Annotated in this window: 1 protein-coding gene; it reads right to left on the bottom strand. The window is 46.2% G+C overall.

Translation table 11 applies throughout. The features are described from left to right. Window positions 1–725: methyltransferase (locus tag R7Z77_RS25445; RefSeq protein ID WP_318137060.1), on the bottom strand; the 725-nt coding region annotated here is incomplete at both ends.

Genomic DNA, 725 nt, shown 5'->3' with positions numbered 1-725 from the left:
TTCTTTCCACAACAGAGAGACCTGCTGCTTCAACAATTTCTAGGAAATCATCACTACGGTAGAAACGGCTATTACCATTGGCTAGGCAGGTAAAGTAAAGCGAGGTAGCATTTAAGCTGTATGACGCGCCCGCGTATTTCTGCGCATCCCAAAACAGTTCGAGAACGTAAACGGTATCGCCCGCGCTCAACTGCGCCTTCACTTTCTTCAAAATATTTAAAATTTCAATTGGAGAGAAACAATCTAAGAACTGGCTCATCCACCAAATATCGGCATGATCAGGCAATGTTTGGGCTTTATCAAGCATATTGGCAGGATACGGATGCACGCGCTCGCTGAGCTGATTCTCTGCCACGTTCGACATCGCGACTTCCAATTGCTGCGGCAAATCAACAATGGTCACATGCACATCTTTATCGTAGTTGCAGCACTGCATTGCCCATTTACCCGTATTGCCACCGATATCGACAATATGTTTTGGCTCATTGGCAAACACTTCTTTAAGCAGCAATGGGAAAGAACGATCCGAATAGAAGTGATCAAACTTAAACCAGCTCTGCTTAGCTTGCTCAGGTAATGTCGACAACCCTTGATAGATGGTTTCCCAATCGCCCAGCTCTTTCAATCCAGCAGGTTTGCCGTCTTTGATTGCTTCAGTCAGGTGCATCATCGCGGCATAACAAACGTCGGCCGTGAAATCCATGTTTGCTTGGGTCATGCCATCG

The sequence above is a fragment of the Vibrio sp. 1401 genome (genome assembly GCF_033340295.1).
Note: the sequence above shows the minus strand (reverse complement) of the source record. Positions and strands in the feature narration are given on the sequence as shown.